This is a genomic window from Secundilactobacillus yichangensis (assembly GCF_016861565.1).
Lineage (GTDB): Bacteria > Bacillota > Bacilli > Lactobacillales > Lactobacillaceae > Secundilactobacillus > Secundilactobacillus yichangensis.
Genome location: NZ_BOLK01000008.1, coordinates 74,388 through 94,054 on the forward strand (window position 1 = coordinate 74,388; position 19,667 = coordinate 94,054).

The following is a 19,667-nucleotide window of genomic DNA, read 5'->3' on the forward strand; positions in this document are numbered from 1 at the left end:
TTAGTGATGATATTTCGCAACCACCAGCTGGTTATTTCTAAACTCCGCCAGGTAGACGTCCTTGATACGTTCGACTCCCTGTCGGCGCAGGGCTTCTTCTAACCACGCCTGATCTTTTTCCATCAGGTCAAGAACGTCCGGATCGACTGTACCATCCGTAATCACCGGAAACTTAATGTTGGCGTCACCTTGATTGACAATCGTCAGCTGACCGCTTTGCTCCAATACGGCTCGTTTAACCATGGTGACATCCGTCACGCCAGCCATTCTCAACTTCAAAGCAACCTCCTTTGCTGGCAAGTTCGCCCGCAAGCAATTATCCACTAATATTTCGCCGTTTCGTACCACAGTCACTGGATCCCCGTTTAGGAATTTTTGCATCACCTGACTATGAATCGTAATATATCGCATAATCAAGATCAGTAATGACCAAATCAGTAAAATGATAATGAATTGAATGAGCGTAATACTTGGATTATAGAGCACGCCACCAACGATTCCACCTAATACATAGTTTTGAATTTGATCCATAGCTGACGTCGGCGCTAGGTTACTTTTCCCAGTCAGATTAATTAAAACGGTAATAAACAAAAAACCAATCACTAATTTGATTAACACATCACTATACGCGAACATTAGTATCCCCCCACCACTTTCAATTTGGTTTTTGTTAACTGAACGTTAATTTTCTCAGTCATAAAGCCGGACTGATCATCGTTATACAGCACCCGATAATACAGATGATGCTGACTATCCCGAACTAACATCTGATCACTGGCCGTAGTTGTATTGGTCTGCAGATCTCGAGGTGAAACGTGATTTTGCTTTGCAATCCTGCTTAGAATCCCCAAAACATTACTACTATTGTGTTTGTTGTTTTGCAGAATCGAAAAATTTTGAAACTGGAAGCTAATTAGCAATAAACTCGCCGTCAAAAAGATCACTAACAAATCACGGTACTTGACCGAAGTCCGATCGCGAAAGTACTTTAGAAAAACCACCACCGCCGCAATCAGCAGAATGGTTAAAATTGCCAGCCTGATATAGCTCGTGGTAAAGTTTTGATTTTTTAAGTATGAATAAGTATAAAAGGTCATCGCACAATCCCCCTCCCTTGTGAACGATGCTTGATATTTAGATTTTATCACGCTCGTAAAGTTACCTTGATACTCAACTAAATAAAGCAGATGAACAAAGATTATAAGTCTTTGCCCATCTGCTTTATAAATTGCTTCATTTATTCTTCCGTACCAGCCTGTGGTAATCTCTTCAGACCAATCCCCGTGTACCCACTCAGAATTGAGAAGACCGGCGACAAAAGGCTGAAGAAACAAAACGGTAGAAATGCTAACGTGCTAACACCTAACGTCCCAGCGGCAAACGAACTTGCCACACCCCACGGCACCAAGTAATTAATAACGGTCCCACCATCTTCCAGTACCCGGCTTAATGCCAGGTTATCGAGGCCGTGATCGTTGAACGGTTTCTTAAAGGCTTTACCAGGTAAAATGGTCGATAGGTATTGCTCACCAACAAAGAGATTAACGCCAATGCCAGCAAAGATTCCCGCCGTAACCAGATCACCATCGCGATGCAGTCTGTCTACTAACGGCTTCATGGCAATTTGAATCAAATCAAATTTCATGAGTAACCCTCCCAGAGAAAGGGTCATGAAGATCAGCGAGACGGTCCCCATCATAGACGAAATACCACCCCGACTCAGTAAAGCGTCCACCGCTTGATTACCGGTGTGAGAAACAAACCCTGTCTCCATCATCTTGACCAAGTCCGGAATTTTAGTTGCTGGATTTTCAATAAAAATCATGACGACAGCCACTGTAATGTTGATCAGTAACGTACCAATCGCCGGAATTTTCATGAAGGCACACACGAACATCAGTAAAATCGGTAACGCCGCCCACCATGTGATGTCATAGTGACTGCTAAGGACGTTCACCGTCGAAGACACTTTAGTCAGTGCATCACTGCTAGCAGCACCGTGACCCAAGATGGCGTATAAAACCAATGAGATTAAGAAAGCGGGAATTGTTGACCACATCAAATTCTTGATATGTTTAAACAAATCGGCATCCGCAATTGCCGCTGCCAGATTAGTTGAATCTGATAAAGGTGACGTTTTATCACCGAAAATAGCTCCTGAAATGATGGCCCCCGCAACCAGTGCCGGATTCAGGTTCATGGTGGTCCCCATCCCAAACAGTGCAATTCCAACGGTCGAAATTGTGGTAAACGCACTCCCAATTGAGGTTCCAATCAGCGCGCAGACAATAAATACTGATGGCACAAACCATTGAACACTGAGCATGTGAAAGCCAGCCACCATTAAAGACGGAATAATACCAGCAGCGATCCAAACGCTAATTAATACCCCAATCAAAATAAAGATAAAAATTGGTACAATTCCTGTCGTAACACCTTCTGTGATCCCCTTATGAATCTCATTCCAGCTGAAGTGCCGGAATCTCGCCCACAGAAGTACTAAGGCGATCACCACCAGTACTGGAATCTGCGGACTGATTTTAAAACCAATAACCCCTACCCCCATCACAACTAACATCATTAATAAAACGGCGATTGCTTCGCCAAATTTAATGTTCGATCCTTTTTCCATCGTTAACAATCCCTTCTAAATAAAAATCGTCCCTGCTACGTCAAAGACGCAACAGGGACGATTGGACTAACCGTGGTACCACCCAGCTTAGAAGTACGCAAATACTCCTCACTCACTAGATGATAACGGATCTAGAACTTTCCGTACGATACTTCTCAGTATTTGGTTACATAGCCCTGATCGGTTCGCAGCAACCACCGACTTCCTGACGCCCAGACTATGCACTACTTGAGTTGAGAAGTAATAAAGTAAGTTTATATTATCACGTGAAAATGGGGAGCGTCAAGCAAAACATATCTCGAAGGGCTGATAGATAGAAGAAATAATTAATGGAATTAAAATTAATATTATTTACAACAGTTGATATTAGTAAATTCTATATTTTAGATACTCACACTGACCATTAATCTATGATTTGTTAAAACTCGAATGTGGTTGCTAAAACCGATAATATCAGCATTTTTATTACAGAATTAAAATTTATTATTGAACTAATATCACTATAAAATCATTGTTTGTCAATTAGAAAAACATTATGAATATTACTTACCAAAACTGCATAAACCTGCTAAGATAATGGCGGATAATAATCACTTTCCATAATTGGAGAATGGAAATTAACTGAGCCGCAAACTAGGATGAGGTCTCTAACTGCGGTGCAAGTTGAATTTGTGATTTCAGTATATTCGATAACATCTAAATATCATTCAATAATTGTGGTCACACTGAATTTATTGTCTGAACGTAAAAAGTTATTGATTTAAGATTAATTGATCAAATCAAGGGGGAACGTTTTTATGTTGGGAAAGAACAATAAGGTTCGTGATCTCAAGGCAAATACCGTAGTCCATTATAAAAGCTATAAAGTTGGCAAACGCTGGGTCTTTGCAGGCTTAGCCGCGCTATCAATGGGTGCCGGTATCTTTTTTGGTGGCTTAAATTTCACGGCGTATGCTGATGTTACTAGCAGCCAGGAAGTCACCCAAACCAGCAATGTGAACGAAACACAGCCATCAAATACGGCAAGTGCAAAAACATCGGCAACACCTAATACTGGTAACAAAGGGGTCTCAGCAACAAGTACGGTCAAAGCACCAACCAACGGAACTCAAACTGCTCCGTCAAAGCCGGCTGAAAGCACACAACCCGCTACGCCAGATAAGTCAGCTGATTCAACGAACACAGCGACAGCACCTGCTGCAAAGAACGTACCATCAAATGACAACACGCCAACCGCTGCTAAAACTACTAGCCAAGCGGCTGATACTGCTCCGGATATCACCAATCTAGGTGACGCTAACAGTAACCAGCTTGCCGCAGCTAAAACAGCGGCGGAAGCAACGTATAAAGCCACTGGTAAAGCACAGGAAATCACCGCCAGCCTTGATAGCGTTGCCCCATCCGTTCAATTAGGCAGCACGACGTTGTCGACGACTGGTGAAAACGATGTTTCGTTGAACTACGGATCTGCTACAAAAGCACCAACAATCTTAGTCTCTGGAAATGCCAACGCCGGCGATACACTTAAAATCGATTTGCCACCTGTTTATCAAGTTCAAAGTTTTGATACCGACTTTAATGGTACTAAAAGTGATGATAATTCCTCTGTATCATACAAATTTAACCAAGACGCAGCATATACGCTACACATTTATACAACCAATCCGGCTGATTGCGACATTGATATGGACACCGACGGCACGACACCAATGAATCTGACAGTGACCAAAAACGGAACAGCAACCGTATACCCGTTAAAGGTCACTTCTGCGCCAAGTTTATCAACAACTGTCAGTGTTGGTAATTCTTTCAATGGCCAGTATTATACCTTGAACTTAGCGGATGCGGTAAACGGTGTTATTCCAAATGTCACTTTGGATTTTTCTACTGGTTCAAATTCCAATTATCTTCCTCTCATAACGAGCGGCTCATACTCAATTGATGTCCCAAAGGGTTTTGTAGCCAATCCTACTAGTAGTGACCCGGACGTTACCATCTCTCAAACGGGAGGAGCAGGAACACCTGTCACACTCACTTTTACTAATGCAAGTGACTCTTACTTCACCCTTTCAGGCTCAATCAACATCACAGACCAAACTGCTGGCAATGAAAACTTTGCGAAAAATAATACGACTGGGACGCTACAAAACGGAACACATTCTCCACTACCAGTCTCAATTAATTATGAACCACTAACTTACGTCAACGTAGCAGCAATTTCACAACCTCAAAACTACGTCACTAGCTATGCAGGAAACAATACATGGCCTAAGTTTGATAATGATACCTATCACGACATTGGGCTGTACTCAGTGGTCACTGGTGGCCAAAGTGCTACAGCAACCAACGATCAGGTAACGTTTAATGTCCCTGATGGTGTCATTGCCACCAAGATCACAACGCCTGCCTACGCCGCAAACGTCACGGTAACGTTAAAGTCTGGCAAGAAGATCCAGTACAATAACATTAACAACAGCGTTATTACTGGAACTGCAACGGATCCAATCGTTTCCGTAACTTCCAAATCTATCGATAAGCAAACTTACCCGGTAGATACCAAGGACCACCAAACGGAATATAGTAACATTAAATCTTCTACAGCTCACCGGTTCTTTGTATCAGGTTATCTACCTAATGCAACCGTTGGCGATGCTTACACTGTCACAACGTCCAACGATGATACTGATGCACCGCAAAATGATACCTCGACATTTAAAGTTGCTGACTATGGTGTTATTCAATACAACGGCTACGGTAACCGAAGCAATACCAGTACCGCTGATAATGGGGTTCGTTACACCCCTAACAAGCCTAGCAATTCGATTCACGATTCCTACTACTTTTCAAACTCTCAAGGTGAATCAATCGTTGGCCCTGCAACCGCAACTTATTACGTTGTTGTACCTGATAACGCCATTCTGAGTTCACTTGATGATATTCAAGTTTCAACCACTGGGTCACAGACAGCCGTGAAGGAAATATTACCGCAAACACTGAATGGCCAAGAAATCGTCAAAATCAACGTTAATAATCCTGAAAAAACAATTTTACCAAGTATTACACTTAATTATACAGTTTCACCAACTGCCAAATTAGGTCAAACTATTACGCTTAATGACGATAGTGCGGGTTCTGGCCGCTTTATCATGACCGGTAACTTTCAACCACAAAATTACGCAGAGCCAACGAGCCAGACGACCACGCTTAAAAACTTTGCCAGCTTGGTTGGAGACACCAGCAGTAACGTTTATACGGAAGATGAATCGGCAACCTTTATGATCACCTCAGCCGCTGCATTTACGGGGGACGTTCCTGCCAAGACATCCAAAGATGGTGGCTACCCTGAAGATGCAGGTAAAACTTCAACGACCTTCATGCAGAAATATAACGAAACAGGTACTCTGCGTGTCAACACGGCTAATACCACTGATAATGATTTAAAGAACGTAAACACTTTAGTTACTTTGCCAACCAAAGCTGACGGAAACGACTTCAGCGTTCAAGTCGATGGCAGTCAAATTAAAAGCATGACGATTCCAGCCGGGTCAACCGTTCTATATTCACCACAGAAGGTCACTGATACCGCCAATATCAATACGACAACGGATGGCTTCGTGACAGCTAACAACGTTACTGATTGGTCGAAGATTCAAAGTATCTTGGTTCAATCACCATCATTGACCTCGCTCAAACAAGCCACCGTTTACGTTCCCATCAAAGTTGCTGACTACACTCCGGGTCAACCTAGCAAGCCGGACACCGTCACGCTGAATTCAACGGCCAGTGACGTTAAATCTGAAAAGCCGATGAACGTACAATCCAAGAGTACGATTAATCTGTCGATTCCTAAAACAACTATCAACGTCCACTACGTTAACGGTGATGGTACCATGCTTGCAACAACCAGTACCGGTACGGAAGCCGTTGGCGGCACCTACAACTGGACCAGCCCATCCGTTTTAGGCTATCACGTATCAACTGGTCAGCCGACTAGCTACACCGTGACAGCTAACGACGGTGAAACCAAGAATATTAACGTGGCTTATGAACCTAACGACGAGCCGTTAACGGTTAACTACGTCAATCAGCATGGTACAGTCTTCACGACGACTCAGCAAACGGGTAAATTTGGTCAAACAGTCAACATCGATCAAAAGACCTTTAACGGTTATACTGCCCAAACTGGTAACCCAACAACGTACACCTTCACGAAAAATGGTGACGGTCAAAACGTCGTCACCCTGTATTACATTGCTCAAAATAAGGCCATCACGATTCACTACGTATACGCTGACGGCGGTACTGCTGCACCAGATGTGCCTGAGAGCGGAATCATTGGCGATACTTATTCTCAAACTTCGCCAACAATCGCTAACTTCACACCCGATCAAACAAGTGTTGCCGGCACGTTGGCAACTGGCAGTACGGACGTAACCGTCACTTACACTCGTGATACTGCTCACGCAGATATTATTTACGTCGATGATGACAATAACGGTCAGGTTATTCCAAATACCACTCAATCCGAGACTGGCGGTGCTGGTACAACCGCTAACTTCAATTTGAACGTACCGGCTAATTACGTCACACCTAAAACGTCAACAGCCATTACTTTCTTGAACGATAATGCAACAAACAACACTGACGACAACGTTATCGTTCACTTGAAGCACGGCACTAAGACGGTTACTCCGGGTCAGCCACAAGTTCCAGGCGACCCAATTCCAGGGACCAGCGTTAACTGGCCAGCTGGTACTGACAGCGCTGATCTTAACCGAAATGTAAACGAAACCGTTCAATACGTTTACACGGACGGTGGTAAAGCTGCCACTGATAAAACGCAATCCGTCAACTTCCAGCGAGCAGCTGCTGTTGATGCCGTCACTGGTGACCTATTAGGTTACATGCCTGTCAGCCAGGTAGCTGCCTATAATGCTGACCCAAAAAGTGTTACGCTGTCACAAAACGACGGCTGGACAGTGAAATCTGGTAATTCTAATTTTGCTGCACTAACCAGTCCAACTGGTAAACCTGGGTACACACCAAATATTGCGGCAACCCAAACTTACACCGTTGATCCATCTGACGGCAATCTCGTCTTGACCGTCACCTACACCCCAGATAAGCAGCAAGTAAACGTCAACTACGTCGATGATGACGCTAATGGCGCGCAAGTTCGCCAGGATAATTTAAGCGGTGTCACTAATGGCACCCAGAGCTACGCTAAGGTCCTTCAAGCAGTTAAAGGCGGTTTAACGGCATTGGGTTATCAAATCGTTGGCACTGATCTGCCGGCTAATGACCTCATCACCTTTGACAACGATGATAAAGATCCGCAAACATACACGGTTCATCTCAAGCACATGACAACTATTGTCACGCCTGATCAGCCACAGACACCAGGCACCAAGACGCCTAACAGAAACTTAAACTGGCCAAACGGTGTTAACAAAAATGACCTTAACCGAACCGTTAACCAAACGATTCAATACGTTTACAGCAACGGCGGCAAAGTAGCACCTGATCACCAAGCAAGTGTTAACTTCCAGCGGGTAGCTGTCGTTGATCAAGTTACTGGTAAGCTCTTAGGTTATCTGACACCTGATAAAGTGGCCGCCTACAAGGCTGATCCAACCAGCACACCGCTTAGCGCTGACGGCGGTTGGGCAAGCGCCACACCAACTGCAAACTTTGCAGCCGTTAACAGTCCAGCTGGCAAGACGGGCTACACACCAAACGTAGCAAAAACTACGGCTTATGACGTCACCCCAACAACTGGCAGTTCAAAGCTGACCGTCACGTACATGCCGGATCCACAGAAGACTACGGTAACCTATGTAGACGACGATAATAACGGTGCTACAGTTCACCAAGATACAGTCACTGGTGTTACTGATGGCACTAACAATTACACACCGGTTAAACAAGCAATTGAAGGTGGCTTAACTGCCCAAGGCTATACAATCGTTAGTGATAATTTACCAGCAAAGGGTATTATCACCTTTGGCAATCAGCCGGGTGCTACACCGAGTTACACGGTTCACGTCAAGCATCAAACCCAGACGTTTACACCAGATCAGCCGGATAAGCCGAACCAGCCGATTTTTAGCAACAACCCTAACGGTCCAAAGTGGCCAGCTGGTGCTGACAGCGATAATTTAACCAAGACAATTACTGAAACCGTCAAATACGTTTACGTAAATAACAATCAGACGGCGGCTCCAGATAAAACGGATTCGGTAGTCTTTACTCGCAACGGTACCGTTGACCTAGTCACTCAGAAGATAACCTATACAACTTGGACTGCTAAAAATAAGAAGAACAGCTTTAGTGCTAAGCCTTCGCCAGTGATTACCGGTTATCTAGCAGACGTTGCTGAAGTACCGGAAATTAAAAATATCACGCCAACTACAGCTAACGTCAATAAGACCGTTACCTACAGTCCAGTTGGTGAATACACGACTAACCTGACAAACGTGCCAGGTATGCCATATCCGAACGATCCGAATAACGCAAATCAGATTACCACAACCACAACGGTAATCCCTTACGAACCAGGATATCAACCATATGGTCCTGATGGCACGCCATTAAAGCCAGTAGATCCGAACGACCTTACCAAGGGCTACTTGCCACCAATTCCAAAGCATCCGCTGGATAATACACCAATCACCTACATTCCTAATACAGTACCTAGTGGTGGTACGAACAATACACCAACGGTTCCAGCCGCACCGAATAGTGAGACGCAGACATCAGGAACCCATGGTCCAGCAACTGGCAATCATATCAGTACGCCAGTCACCACATCACCTAGTGCCAAGACTAAGGTTCCAGTAGCCACTGCTAATAAGGAAACTGGCAAACAGCAACAGCGTTCAGCCAACACTGCTAGTTCATCACTGCAGTCATCACAGCCTGTCAGTACAAAAGCCAGCAAGACGGTAATGACCTCTACAGCGTCACAATCATCAGTTAATGGTGAAACTACGCCTAACGGAGTTGCTACCAACGATGCAACTAATGTCAATAAAACTATTAGTGAAAATGGCACGGTAAAAGTCGGTGCTAGTGCCACTGAAAAGTCATCACAGGCAACTCAGAAATTACCGCAAACTAATGAGCAGTCAACAAGCTGGCTTTCACTTCTTGGCTTGAGTCTCCTTGGCTTCTTAGGATTAGGAAAGACTCGGCGTCGGAAGAATGATTAGCTAAGCGGTATTAGGTTGGCTACACCTCGAATCACTATCGGTTAGACTGATAGAAATTAAAACGCGCAGTCGTAGAAATTTACGACTGCGCGTTTTTTGTGTCAGATGAAAATCGTTCAGAGACCCTCTTTAACTGCTAACCACAATACGGGTCTTTTATACAAAAAATTAAGTTATCGATAAGTAATTAATTAAAAAAAGTTCTCAAGACATCTTTAAAAAAATGTATAAAGCTGGTACCATGATGGCAGATAATAGTCACTTTCCATAATTGGAGAATGGAAATCGGCAGGCATTAATAGTAAATGGGGTTTCTTATTGAAGTTGTCAGTCGAATTTATGATAACTGCGGGGATTTTTAATTTCATATAGCATTCAATAATTGTGGTCACAATGAATTTATTGTCTAAACGTAAAGAAGTTATTGATTAATGCACGTTTGCTTAATTAAATTAAGGGGGAACGTTTTTATGTTGGGGAAGAACAATAAGATTCGTGATTTCAAGACGAACACGGTCATCCATTATAAAAGCTATAAGGCTGGCAAGCGTTGGGTATTTGCTGGCTTAGCTGCGCTTTCTATGGGTGCCGGGATTTTTTTTGGAGGATTAAATGCGCAAGCATCCACTGATGTCACTGATAACAATCAGGCACCCGAAACTAATCAAGTTGATACTGCAGCTACCGCAAAAACGTCGACAAAGAACACAACAGTTCCTTTGTCAAGCAGCTCTTCAACGACTAATGCTGAGAAAGCAAATCCGGTAAAGGCTGCTCAACCTGATCAATCAAAGCCTGCTGCAACAGCTTCATCGGCCGCATCAACTCAAGTTGCCAACAAACCAACGACTAATAATGTAACAACTAATAGCAATCAAGCTGCGACAACAAACAATCAAATAACTAACAAAAGTAATCAGGAGACTACTGACGTTACCAATTTAAAGACCGCCAACAGCAGCCAAATTGAGGCAGCCAAAGCAGCTGCAGAAGCAGTTTATGAAGCAACTGGCAAAGCTCAAAAAATTACAGCCAGTCTTGATAATGTCGCGCCTTCCGTTCAACTTGGAAGCACAACGTTATCAAGCACGCATGTAAACAACCTAGCATTAGGCAACCGTACTACTTCACAAGGGCCAACCGTCGTTGTAACGGGTAATGCTAAAAGCGGTGATACGGTTAAAATCGACCTACCACCAATTTTTCAAATTAAAAATTATGATACCAACTTAACTGCTAAGGCTAACTCAGACAATTCCGTCACGTATTCATTTGACCAAGATACTGCCTATACGCTGCACATCTATACAGTTGCGGCACCTAACGGTAGTTTCACTATGGATACCGATGGCACAACGCCCATGAATTTAACGGTCACTAAAGACTCGACGCCAACGGTCTACCCACTGAAAGTAACCACCTCACCATCTCTTTCACCAATCGTATACGTTGACCATAATTATAACGGTCAGGGACAAACTTTGAACTTAGCAAACGCCGTTAATGGCGTTATTCCGGACGTCACGTTAGCTATAAGAAGTGCTTTTAACAGCAGTTTTTATATTCCTAAAATAACTCAGGGTTCATATTCATTCGACGTTCCTAAAGGGTTTGTTGCCAACCAACTGGATGCGCCATCTGGCGTGACGATGTCTCAATCCGGTGGTGCTGGTGCTCCTGTCACATTAATTTTTTCTAATTACACGACCACCAATTATGATATGTCACTGAATGGGTCAATCAAGATAACTGATCAAACGACAGGGACTGAAAACTTCGCTAAAAATAACGTGAATGGTACACTGCAAATTGGGGCTCATTCAATACTGCCGATTTCAGTTAGATATCTACCTCTGACCTACGTTGACGATGTCGCCAAGGCTGAACCAGTTAATTACGTCACGGGTTATGCTGGAATGAATACTTGGCCAAAGTTTGATAATGACCAGTCACATGACATCGGTTTATATTCCGTTGTTACCGGTGGTGCATATGATATTGCCACCCCCAATCAAGTAACTTTTAACGTACCTGACGGCGTTATGGCAACCAAAATCACAACGCCCGCATACGCTGCAAACATCACCGTGACACTGAAATCTGGCAAACAAGTTCAGTATAATGACATCGTGAACAGTGTCATTACTGGAACTGCTAATGATCCAATTGTTTCGGTAACTTCAAAGTCAATCGCTAAGCAAAACTTCTTTATTGACACTAAAGCATCGGAGGATGACTATTCTGATTGGACAGCTAACGAGCTAAATCATTCTCTGCCAATGCGTTTCTTCGTTTCTGGCTATCTGCCAAACGCTAAAGTTGGGGATTCATACGTGGTGAAGGCTTCTAACGATGATGCGGCAATGTCGCAAACGGATCAGCAGACATTCACGGTGGCTGATTATGGAACTATTCAATACAATGGGTATGATCAACTGTTGGATGATGACTTCAATCCTATCCGAACGCCTGTAAGTACTGATGACAATGGGATTCGCTATGCTGCGGGGAACCCTATTTCAGATACTTATACTTTTACAAATTCCCAAAATCATTCACTTGTTGGCCCAGAAAAAGCCACCTACTATGTTGTTGTTCCAAGTAATGCCATCTTGACATCATTAGACAACATTAAAGTAGTTACAAAAGGCTCGCAAAGTGCCGTCAAGGAAGTTTTACCCCAAACACTGAATGGTCAAGAAATTATTAAGATCAATGTCAATAACCCTCAAAGAATCAACCTACCAGATATAACTCTAGATTACCAGGTTTCACCGGCAGCAAAACTCGGACAAACCGTTACACTTAACGAAGACGCTGCTGGTTCAGGTCGCTTTATCATGGCTGGTGATTTCCAGCCGAATACCATTTTTACGCCTACAACACCAGCAATTGCCGCTCCAGTTGCTCAAACGACAACTTTGAAAAACTTTGCTGCCTTAGTCGACGATAAGAACAGCAACATGTACGTTGAAATACAACCAGCATCATACGCAGTCACCTCAGCTGTTGCTTTTACAGTTGATGATCCTGCTAAAACTGACAAAGATGCTGACTATCCTGAAGACCTAGCAAAAGTTTCAGACCCTGAAAATCCAGTACCCGATTCACCCACTTTCATGCAGAAATACAACGAAACTGGGACGTTGCGGGTCAACGTTTCTAACACCACCAATAATGACGTAAAGAACGTCAGCGCACTGGTCATGTTACCTACCAAAGCAGCTGGCAACGACTTTAGTGTTCAAGTTGATGGCAGTAAAATCGACAAAATGACGGTACCGGCTGGGGCAACGGTTCTGTATTCGCCACAAAAAGTAACGGACAGTAAAACTGTTAATACAACCGCTCAAGGTTTCGTTCCTGCTACTGGTGTCAGCGACTGGTCAACTATTCAAAGCGTACTGGTTCAAAGTCCTGAACTGAAAACCTTAAAGCAAATCACCGTGTACGTGCCAATCAAAGTTGCCGATTACACCGCTGGTAAAACCAGCAAGGCTGACACGATCACCATGGAAGGTTCCGGCACGGACGTCACTGACAATAAACACATGGATGTCCAAAGCAAGAGCAACGTTAACTTGTCGGTACCAAAGACGACGATTAACGTGCACTATCTTAATCCAAATCACGAAACGATCGCCGCACCAAATACTGGCCAGGAAGTCGCCGGCGGCACTTATGACTGGACCAATCCAACCATCATTGGTTACTATGCGCCATCTGACGCACCAATCAGCTACACAGTCAAACCAACAGATGGCGAAATCGTCAACATTGATGTCATCTACGTACCAAATAAAGAACAGCTGACCGTTAAATACATTAATCAACGGGGCTACGTCATGGCCACCGGACAAGAAACCGGCACCTTCGGCAGTACCGTTAACATTGACCAAAAGTCGTTTAGCGGTTACACCGCTCAAGCTGGCAATCCGACGCAGTACACCTTTGTAACGGATGGTCCCGGCAACTTCGTCAACCTCTACTACACTTCTCAAAGTGAAAAAGCAGCTGTTCGTTACGTTGACGACGATGCTGGCGGTGTATTGCTTCACCAAGATAACCTCACTGGTCTGACTGATGAAATTAACAATTACACTAACGTTAAGAACGCCATTACAAGTGGCTTCACCGCTCAGGGTTACCTTGTGGTGGGCGATGATTTGCCAGCTAAAAACTTGATTGTCTTTGGTAATCAGCCAACGGTTACACCAAGCTACACCGTGCATTTGAAGCACCAAACTGAGACATTCACACCAAATAACCCCGCTGATCCAAATACACCAATTTTCCCAAAGGATCCCAATAGTCCAACGTGGCCTGCCGGTGCTGATAAGGATAACCTAGTCAAGAACATTACGGAAACCGTCCATTACGTTTACGCAAATAGCGGCTCAACCGCCAAGCCAGACGTAAAGGATCTAGTCACCTATACGCGCAGTGCCATCGTTGACTTGGTCACCCGGATGGTGATCCACACAAATTGGGTTGCTAAAGGCGGTCGGACAAGCTTTAGTTCTAAGCAATCACCATTAATCACTGGTTATTTGGCAGACATAGCCAAGACTAAAGAGTATGATTTTATCAATCCAACCTCACCGAATGTTGAACTGACGGTTAAGTATTCCCCAGTTGGTGAATACACCACTAACATGAAGAAAGTACCGCCAATCCCATATCCAAATGATCCCAACAATCCAAGTACGATCAACATCACCACGATTGTTATTCCTTACGAACCGGGTTATCAACCCTATGGTCCTGATGGCAATCCGCTGAAGCCAGTAAATCCGAATAACGTAACGAAGGGCTTCTTGCCACCGGTTCCAACGAATCCATTGACCGATACGCCGATCACTTACAAGCCCGGTCAACCAGGTGGATTGATAGGTCAGGGCAATGGTATGCCACCTGCTGATCATACGACCGTAACGCCACCCGAAAATAACACGGCTGTACCGACTCCACCAGACAATAACCAGACCGTACCAAACCAGCCAGAAAACGATACATCAACTCCTGAGCCACCGGTGACCCCATCACCTGCCGAAAGAACAACGGTTCCTGAACCAAACGGTAAGACGAACGCACCAGTCGAACCCGTTGCAGCAGACAAAGGCCAAGCTGTAAACACGCAACCAACAACCGAACGTGGAACAGCTGCAAACGAACCGAATGAGGTAACATCTTTGAGTAGTCATGGCACCGGAAATTCAGCGTCAGCAGCTCAGAAATTACCGCAAACTAATGAGCAATCAGCAAACTGGCTTTCTCTTCTTGGATTGAGTCTCCTTGGCTTCTTAGGATTTGGTAAGGCTCGGCGTCAAAAGAAGGATTAACCAATAGAGATTTCATTAATGTCAGGTTTGTTAAAATCACTAAGCTGATAGAAATTAAAACGCGCAGCCGTAGAAATGCGACTGCGCGTTTTGATTATTTAAATGATGTCACGTTTTCTTCTTTGGCCCGTTTTTCTAACACATCCGTCAACCGATTAGTGACACTCAACGGTACCTGAATAAGCGGCGTCAAAATGCTTGGATGTTCTGGATCCGGTACCTCCGCCGTACTCTTACGGCCTGGTACCATGGCCTCCAAGTCCGTTTTCGTTAAATGAAACTGCCGAGCGTAATAAATCACTTCTTGATAGGCCATATTTTTAAAGTAAAAGTAGTACGTGAAACCAGCAGCAGCAATATACCAGAAAACGGTCCATGACAAACCAATCTTGGCTGGATCAAGTAACTTGAATTCTACTGCACAGCTAACAAAAATCACGTAAATGATAACGGATATCGTCATCCATTTTGCTCGATGTGTCAAAAAATCGCCCCTCCGCTTTGTTGCTTCAACCGTTCAAGAAACCATACCATTATTTTAACGAAGCTGACCTAGTGAAGCAAACTTGCCGGCAAATAAAAATAGCCCAAATACCAGTCAAACGACTGCTACTCAGACTATTAACCTGCTTATTTACGAGCACCATATTTTTGAGATTTTTTCAGCCACTCGATGTCTTGTGGATCTGGTCCAACTCGCTTGCCCTGATCCAGTTTAGCAATCTCAGCCATTTCAGCTTCATCAAGTCCAAAGGCGAAGATGTCGCGATTATCCTTAACTCGATCTTCGTGAATTGACTTTGGAATCACGATTTCTTCACGTTGAACGTGCCAACGCAAAATCACTTGTGCTGGGGTAACATTGTGGGCTTTGGCCAACTTTTCGAACAATGGATCCTTGATGGCACTGTTCTTACCGCCACCAAGCGGGCTCCAGGCTTCGTGCTGAATTCCTTGGCTCTCCAAATAGGCGTGAAGTTCTGTTTGCTGGAAGTATGGGTGGGTTTCAACCTGGTCGATTTCTGGCTTGATATCGGACTTACTCATTAAGTCTTCCAGTTGATTTTGTTCAAAGTTAGAAACCCCGATGTTCTTGATCTTGCCGTCGCGGTAAAGATCTTCCATGGCTTTCCAACTATCAACGTAGCCTGGTGCTGGCCAGTGAATCAAATAAAGGTCCAGGTAATCTAGTCCTAGTTTATCCAAGCTTTCTTGGAATGCTTGCTTGGTTTCGTCATAACCACGAACGTTGTTCCAGAGCTTTGACGTCACAAATAGGTCTTTGCGATCTAAGCCGCTTTCGCGAATGGCCTCCCCGACCCACTGCTCATTACCATAGTAAGCAGCGGTATCAATATGCCGATAGCCAGCTTCTAGTGCCCACTTAACGGAATTTTTAATATCACTCTCGTTATCGACCTGGAAAACACCCAAGCCCAGCTGAGGAATCGTATTACCATTTGCTAAAGGAATTTGAGGAATATCATTATGCACAATAAAAACCACCTTTCAAAATTCACGTACTCTGACGTGTTTCAATCTTAATGGGCGTAAACTGCGATGTTGTTCGGTTCTCTTGGTCCAGCAGCATTCGCGTTCCCAAAGTACCCATATCATAAAATCCCTGAGTTACCGTGGTTAACTGCGGTCGCACAATTTCAGCTAAATAAGTGCCATCAATACTTATGATTGCCAGTTGATCCGGCACTTTAATGTGAAACTGAACGGCCTGGTTCAAAACACCGATTGCTGCCAAATCACTGGCGCCAATAATGGCGGTCACATCGGGCTGCTGACCGAAAGATTTCATGGCCCTAACGCCATCCTCATAGGTGTACATCCCAACTTTGATCCACTCGTCATTGGTTGGCAATTTCACTTCACTCATAGCAGCCTGGTAGCCGGCGACCCGTTGCTGACCGATATAGTCAGTGGTATCCATCGCCACCAGCCCAATCTTTCGATGTCCCCGCTTGATCAAATACCGAGTTGCCTGATAACCGATCTGGTAATCGTTGGAAGCAATCGAGGGTAACCGATCACTGTTGTACGCGGTTGATAGAAATCGATAAGGAATTTGTGCCCCTTGCAGCAGTGCCAAGTTCTCGTCAGTAAGTTGAATGGCCACGACTAAAATGCCTTTAACAGCTCGTTCTATCAGTGTCCGTAATGCCCGTTCTTGTAATTCCGGGTTGTTTTGCCCAGCGTAAAGCATGATGACACTGAGATTATGCTTAATCGCCTCGTCTTGAATCCCATCAATAATTTTTTCGGAAAAGTTAGTCCTTGTCGATGAAATGATCACACCGATCACTTGGCTTTTCTGGGTAACCAGCTCAACTGCACTGGTATTTTTTTCGTATCCTAATGATGTGGCAATTTTGCGAACCCGGTGTGCCGTAGATTCTGAATAGAACCCCTTTTTCTTAGCGAGAACCCGAGAAACCGTTGCGGCCGAAACACCGGCTGCCTCGGCAACGTCTTTAATCGTTGCAACCAATTAGATCACCCTCTCCCCTTTACAACGTTACCTTTAATTTTACCATAAACCGCCCGTTTTATTTACAAAGTGCAAATTTTACAAAATCGATAAAAAATAGTAAACTTTAAACCTAAATGAGTTAAACTTACCTTAGTAGTATTTTAATGGCTTGTTCGCTGTTCTTGATATTGGAGGTATTTTACGTGAATAATCAAGAACCGCAATCGCGCATGCAACGCTATAATTTCAACACTGATAATCAGTCATCTCCGAAGCGTAAGCCGCCAAAACGACCGTCGCGCTTCCGACAGATTATCATCAGCTTCTTAGTCACACTTGTGCTGATCGTGGGTGTTGGCGTCTGGCTTGCTAACCGCTCGACTAAAGTCGAAAATGGTGCTCAAAACACCGAACAATCTGTTAAGGATAATAGTTCTAGTAACACCGAGTCTGGTAGCGCGTCTGAAAACGATGCGCCTAGTTCAGACCCAAGCAATTCTACTGATGACCGCTCAAACGGTTCAATGTATGATGATAAAGGGATCACTTCATCTCAGCGAAGCTCTTTGCAAAGTTCGATTAATCAGGAATCAGATGCAACAATTAAGAACAGCGAACAAAAAAAGCTAGACGACACCAAGACCAAGGCTACTACTCAGCAATCGTCCAGCTCCGCCAATACTACTTCTAACTCAGCTGGGTCATCTTCCAAGAAAACCGACAACAATAGAAACAACTCAGGATCCATCACATTCAGTCAGCCTCATACCTTCTCTTCCGTCTCAGACGCGAAGAGTTGGGCCCAAGCCACGAAATCGCAATGGCTGAAGGATGGATATTCTACCTATACGATTACTTCAGATGCACAGGGCAACTACGTGCTGCGCTTCGTGAAGTAATGAGTCGCATTATTCAGTCGAACTTGATCAAAAGCAGCGTTTGTAAGACACCTAGTGGTGTCTTACAAACGCTGCTTTTGATTTACCTTTCTATTCAACTGATTGAAACCGCGAAAAATCCAACTGCATGATTAAAATGGCAATGATAATCAGCACACCACCCAACAGTAAATGCACGGTAAACGGTTCAAAACCTAAGAGCACCGAGAAAATACTGCCAAACATCGATTCCGTCATTAAAATCAGACCAGCCGGCGTCGGATCAGTGAAGCGTTGACCAACAATTTGCAGTGTCTGAGCGCCAAACGAGGAAAGAATTCCTAAAACGATCACTGGCCATAAACCAGCCTGCCAGTTAATTGCCCCATAACTGACCCGTTCAAACAGCAGCGTCCAGATCAGCCCAAATCCACCCTGCGTAATTCCCATCATAAATGACAGCACGAAGGGACTGGTGTTAGTGGCGCGCATTCCAAAGTAAACAATTTGAAGCGCGTAGAAAAAGGCTGAAATAAGGGTTAACAAATCACCGATATGAAGCGTAAACCCATTGTGCAAAATACTGGTTAAAAAGCCCATCCCAACGATTGCAATAATAATGGCAAGATAGCTCTTCGGTTCGGGCCGACGCTTATACATAAACCAAATAATGATGGGGATAATGACCACGTAAATCGCCGTTAAAAACGCGTTGTTTGAAGGTGTGGTAAACCGTAATCCCCAGGTTTGGAACTGGTAACCCAAGAAGTTGATAAACCCGGCGACCAATCCAAGCCGCAGATCGGCCTTGGTCATCTTCAAAATAGCATTGTGGAAAAAAAGAAAGGCTAAACCAGCATAGATAAAACCACGAATAGCGTTGATCAGACCAGCTTGCATATTGGCATTAGTAGCCATTTTAGAAAAAATGTAACCGGCGCCCCAAATCATGGCTGCAGCAAGCAGCATAAAATTGGCGCGTCCTTTTGAAATTTGCATGAGGGACTCCTTTATAAGATAAGGTGTGGAAGAAAGCGCTTAGAGAGCGGAGTGTAAGCTGACTCTGCCAAAAATCCCGGGCTTGGATTTATGGCGGAGTTGGCTTACATGCAGCTCTCTGCT

10 protein-coding genes are annotated in these 19,667 nt (G+C 44.2%); 3 read left to right on the top strand and 7 right to left on the bottom strand.

Features of this window, described 5'->3' with window-relative positions:
- The 3 genes from JUE95_RS07770 to nhaC all read right to left on the bottom strand — a co-directional run bounded on the left by JUE95_RS07770 (position 1) and on the right by nhaC (position 2,632).
- The gene (locus tag JUE95_RS07770; RefSeq protein WP_203650455.1) at positions 1-636 is read right to left on the bottom strand and encodes a DUF421 domain-containing protein; all 636 of its coding nucleotides are present in this window, start codon (positions 634-636) and stop codon (positions 1-3) included.
- Entirely contained in the window at positions 636-1,097 is a 462-nt protein-coding gene (locus tag JUE95_RS07775; protein ID WP_203650456.1) for a DUF3290 family protein, read from the bottom strand. The genes JUE95_RS07770 and JUE95_RS07775 overlap by 1 nt, the downstream gene beginning before the upstream one ends.
- Positions 1,098-1,237: 140 nt before the next feature.
- Positions 1,238-2,632, bottom strand: coding sequence for a Na+/H+ antiporter NhaC (nhaC, locus tag JUE95_RS07780; protein WP_203650457.1), 1,395 nt, complete (start codon positions 2,630-2,632; stop codon positions 1,238-1,240).
- Positions 2,633-3,429: 797 nt separating this feature from the next.
- Here nhaC and JUE95_RS07785 point away from each other — a divergent pair.
- Positions 3,430-9,843: a mucin-binding protein gene (locus JUE95_RS07785; RefSeq protein ID WP_203650458.1), complete on the top strand. Its 6,414-nt coding sequence runs from the start codon at positions 3,430-3,432 to the stop codon at positions 9,841-9,843.
- Positions 9,844-10,313: 470 nt separating this feature from the next.
- Positions 10,314-15,185, top strand: coding sequence for a mucin-binding protein (locus JUE95_RS07790; protein ID WP_203650460.1), 4,872 nt, complete (start codon positions 10,314-10,316; stop codon positions 15,183-15,185).
- A 94-nt stretch (positions 15,186-15,279) separates the two neighbouring features.
- On the opposite strand, the gene JUE95_RS07795 is transcribed toward JUE95_RS07790, so the two are convergent.
- The 3 genes from JUE95_RS07795 to JUE95_RS07805 all read right to left on the bottom strand — a co-directional run bounded on the left by JUE95_RS07795 (position 15,280) and on the right by JUE95_RS07805 (position 17,685).
- The gene (locus JUE95_RS07795; RefSeq protein WP_203650461.1) at positions 15,280-15,669 is read right to left on the bottom strand and encodes a hypothetical protein; all 390 of its coding nucleotides are present in this window, start codon (positions 15,667-15,669) and stop codon (positions 15,280-15,282) included.
- A 146-nt stretch (positions 15,670-15,815) separates the two neighbouring features.
- On the bottom strand, positions 15,816-16,679 hold the full coding sequence (locus tag JUE95_RS07800; RefSeq protein ID WP_203650463.1) for an aldo/keto reductase: 864 nt from the start codon (positions 16,677-16,679) through the stop codon (positions 15,816-15,818).
- 22 nt (positions 16,680-16,701) lie between these two features.
- A complete protein-coding gene (locus JUE95_RS07805; protein ID WP_203650466.1) occupies positions 16,702-17,685 on the bottom strand; it encodes a LacI family DNA-binding transcriptional regulator in 984 nt (327 codons plus the stop codon).
- 185 nt (positions 17,686-17,870) lie between these two features.
- Between JUE95_RS07805 and JUE95_RS07810 the strand changes: the two genes are divergently transcribed.
- Positions 17,871-18,566, top strand: coding sequence for a hypothetical protein (locus tag JUE95_RS07810; protein WP_235995357.1), 696 nt, complete (start codon positions 17,871-17,873; stop codon positions 18,564-18,566).
- 90 nt (positions 18,567-18,656) lie between these two features.
- Here the strand turns inward: JUE95_RS07810 and JUE95_RS07815 are convergent, their stop codons facing one another.
- Complete coding sequence (locus JUE95_RS07815; RefSeq protein WP_203650469.1) at positions 18,657-19,544, bottom strand: DMT family transporter; 888 nt, start codon at positions 19,542-19,544, stop codon at positions 18,657-18,659.
- Between the last annotated feature and the right edge of the window lie 123 nt (positions 19,545-19,667).